3 protein-coding genes are annotated in these 3,621 nt (G+C 64.4%); 2 read left to right on the top strand and 1 reads right to left on the bottom strand.

Annotated elements, in window-relative coordinates; genetic code table 11:
* On the bottom strand, window positions 1–1,584 hold a 1,584-nt coding region (locus C0456_RS19755; RefSeq protein WP_291056164.1), incomplete at its 3' end, for an AMP-binding protein.
* 163 nt (window positions 1,585–1,747) lie between these two features.
* On the opposite strand from C0456_RS19755, the gene lipA reads away from it, so the two are divergent.
* Together lipA and C0456_RS19745 are read left to right on the top strand one after the other, a co-directional pair.
* Window positions 1,748–2,719 carry a lipoyl synthase gene (lipA, locus tag C0456_RS19750; RefSeq protein ID WP_291056161.1) on the top strand — a complete coding sequence of 324 codons (972 nt, stop codon included), beginning with the start codon at window positions 1,748–1,750 and terminating at the stop codon, window positions 2,717–2,719.
* Window positions 2,720–2,722: 3 nt separating this feature from the next.
* A complete protein-coding gene (locus C0456_RS19745; RefSeq protein WP_291056158.1) occupies window positions 2,723–3,184 on the top strand; it encodes a type II toxin-antitoxin system RatA family toxin in 462 nt (153 codons plus the stop codon).
* The last annotated feature ends 437 nt before the right edge of the window (window positions 3,185–3,621 follow it).

Below are 3,621 nucleotides of genomic sequence, written 5' to 3'. Positions count from 1 at the left end.
GTCATTCATCAGCCGCTCGGCCTCGATCCGCACCGCGCCGTAATCCACCTTGCCGGTGCCCAGCACGGGAATTGCGTCTACACGGAACACCCGGCGCGGCACGGAAATCTCCGGAACGCCATGGTTCTGCGCCCAGGCGAGGATCGGGTCGCGGGTTGCCCCCGGCGCATCGGTCAGCAGGATCACCTGCTCGCCCTTCTTCGGGTCGGGCAGGGTCACGGCGGCGTGCATATTGTCAGGCCACACGGCCGCCGCGCAATTCTCCACCACCGCCAGCGACACCATCTCTCCGCCGATCTTGGCAAACCGCTTCACCCGGCCAAGGATGCGGATGAACCCGTCCTCGTCGATGTTGACGATATCGCCGGTATCATGCCAGCCATCGATCAGCCGCTCGATCACGCCGGGATTGGACGCGCGCACATAGCCCATCATCACGTTCGGTCCCTTAATGTGCAGGCGCCCGCCATCGGGAATGCCCTCCACCGGCACCAGCCGCGCCTCAATGTCCGCCATCAGCACGCCCACCGTACCCGGACGGTTATCTTCCCATTTGTTCGCCGCTGCCACGGGCGAGCTTTCGGTCACCCCATAGCCTTCCAGGATCTCGATATTGAACTTGCGCCGCACATAGGCCCGCGTCTCGTCCTTCACGCGCTCGGCCCCGCATACGGCGAGACGGATGGAGTCCATGTCCCCGTCACTCGCGGTGCGGGCATATTGCGAAATGAAGGTGTCGGTCGCCAAGAGGATCGTCGCCTTGCTCTCCTTGATGCGCCGCACGATTTCCTTCGGCTGCAGCGGGGAGGGGTGGAACAGCACCTTGATCCCCGCCACCAGCGGCAACACTGCGCCCACCGTCAGGCCAAAGCAGTGGAATGTCGGCAGCGGGTTGAACAATACATCCGTATCCGGACCAAGCCCGATATGCGCGCGCACCTGCTCGACATTCGCCATCACATTCTCATGGCTCAGCACCACGCCCTTGGGCTCGCCCTCGGTGCCGGAGGTGAAGAGGATCACGCCAGGTTTCTTGTGGCTCGGCCCCGCCGCCACCAGCCCCGGCAGCAGCATCCCGGCCACCGCCGACAGCTTGTTGCCCAGCGACAAATTCTCCCGCACATCCTCCAGATAGACAATCTCCGCCACCTTGGAGAGATCGGCCACCAGCGCGTCGAGCCCGCCCAGCTCCACGAATTTGTGCGCCGTCACGATGCGCGACACTTTCGCCGCCTTCAGCGCCGCCTTGAGGTTCTTCGCCCCGGCGGTGAAATTCAGCATCGCGGGCACGCGGCCATAGGCCGACAGGGCATAGAAGGCGATCACCGATCCGGCGCCCGAGGGCAGCATGATGGCCACCGCGTCGCCCTTCTTGGTGCCTTTCTTCAGGGCCGAGCCGAGGGCAAAGGCGCCCTTGATGATGTCCTTATAGGTCAGCTCCCGCTCGTCCCCATCGACGAGGATCACCTTGTTCCCGCCAAACTCGCGCGAGGCGCGAAGAAGCGCGGAGAATACGTCAGTCCGGGTGCGCTGCGGCCTGTAGTCAAGCGGTGCGGGCACCAGAGGCTGGATGGATTGCTGCATAGGTTTCCGCCCTGAATCGTTCCGGTCTTTGCCGATTTGTGTAATATTCTGTCATGTTGCGTCATATCTGCAACAGTTATTGCCAGTGTCCAGCCGCCGGTGCATGGGTCGTCTGCACAGGGTTCCGCTTGATGGAATCGCGCAGAAGGGCCATTTTCCGGCCATGGCCAACCTCATCGACACGAAGTCCGGCGCCCCGCGCCCTCGCCACCCCGAAAAACAGGCCCGGCCCGATACGCCCGTGCTGCGCAAGCCGGACTGGATCCGGGTCAAGGCGCCCACCTCGGAGGGCTATGCCGAGACGCGCAATATCGTGAAGTCGAAGGGCCTCGTCACCGTCTGTGAAGAGGCTGGCTGCCCCAATATCGGCGAGTGCTGGGACAAGAAGCACGCCACGATGATGATCCTGGGAGAGGTCTGCACCCGCGCCTGCTCCTTCTGCAATGTCGCCACCGGCAAGCCAAAGCCCGGCGTGGACGCGGACGAGCCCCGCCGCGTGGCCGAGGCCGTCGCCGAGATGGGCCTCTCCCATGTCGTCATCACCTCGGTGGACCGGGACGATCTGGAAGACGGCGGCGCGATGCACTTCGTCAACACGATCAACGCCATCCGCGCGGCCGCCCCGAACACGACGATCGAAATCCTCACGCCGGATTTCCTGCGCAAGGATGGCTGGGAAAGCCGCGTCATTGATGCCAGGCCCGATGTGTTCAACCACAACCTCGAAACCGTGCCGCGCCTCTATCTCTCCATCCGCCCCGGCGCGCGCTATTTCCATTCCCTCCGCCTGCTGCAGAAGGTGAAGGACCGCGATCCTTCCCAGTTCACCAAGTCCGGCCTGATGGTCGGCCTCGGCGAGACGAAGGAAGAAGTGATGCAGGTGATGGACGACATGCGCTCGGCCGGCGTCGATTTCATCACCATCGGCCAGTATCTTCAGCCTACGCGCAAACATGCCGCGATTGACCGTTTCGTGCCGCCGGAAGAATTCAAGGCGTATGAAGAGATCGCCCGCGCCAAGGGCTTCCTGATGGTCTCGGCGAGCCCGCTGACGCGCTCCAGCCACCATGCGGGGGAAGACTTCGCCCAGCTGCGCGCCGCGCGCGAAGCCCATCTCGCCGCCCGCAAGGCATAAGGCATGCCGCGTTTCACCAAGACGATGCGCGTGCCCTATGGGCCGGCCCAGTGCTTTGCGCTGGTGGCTGATATTGCCCGCTATCCGGACTTCATAAAATGGATCACCGCCCTGCGCGTGTCAGACGTGCGCGAAGCCGGCCCCGGCGTGCAGGAATGCCTCGGTGAAGTCGTCGTCGGCTTCAAGGGGTTCACGGAGCGCTTCACCACCCGCGTCGTCGCCGACGAGCCCGCCGCCCGCGTCACCGCTTCCCTCGTGCGCGGCCCGTTCCGCAAACTCTTCGCCGAATGGCGCATCACCGAAAGCGTCGCGGGCGCCTCGGACGTTTCCCTCGAAATCAATTACGAATTCCGCAACCCCGTCATCGCCTTCCTCGCCGCCGCCAATCACGATCTGGCGGTCGACCGCATCCTCACCGCCTTCCTCGCCGAAGCCCAGCGCCGCTATTCCGCGCCGCTGAGCTGACTTTATCTCCCGCAAGCCACCCCACCCCATCCCTCCCCGCGGGGCGGGGAGGGGGCAGGTTCCGCCACCGGAATACTTTCCTCTCCCCCCAGAGCAACGCGCCCCCTCCCCATGAAATGGGGAGGGTGGGGGTGGGGCCCCTCTCAGCGATCCCCCGCCTATCCAACAAATTCTCCCCCAAGCTCAACCAAAATCCCCAATCCCCTCAACCCCTTACAAAAAATCCCCCCAAACCTTGTCCACCCCCTCCCGCGCCCGGCGTATTCTGGGCGCATGTTCAGTCTCGCCCGCCTCAGAAAGGAACCCGCGCTCGCGCAATATTTTGCGTTCGTGCACCCGTTCTTCTGGCCGGTGCTGATCTGGCAGCTCGGGCGCGCCGTGGCGCAAGTCCGCGCCGCCGGGCGCTGCGGGGCCATGATCCGCGTCATGTGGTGGGG

Source organism: Hyphomonas sp. (assembly GCF_013823385.1).
Lineage (GTDB): Bacteria > Pseudomonadota > Alphaproteobacteria > Caulobacterales > Hyphomonadaceae > Hyphomonas.
The sequence above is the reverse complement of the archived record's forward strand: the minus strand, read 5'-3'. Positions and strand labels throughout refer to the sequence as shown.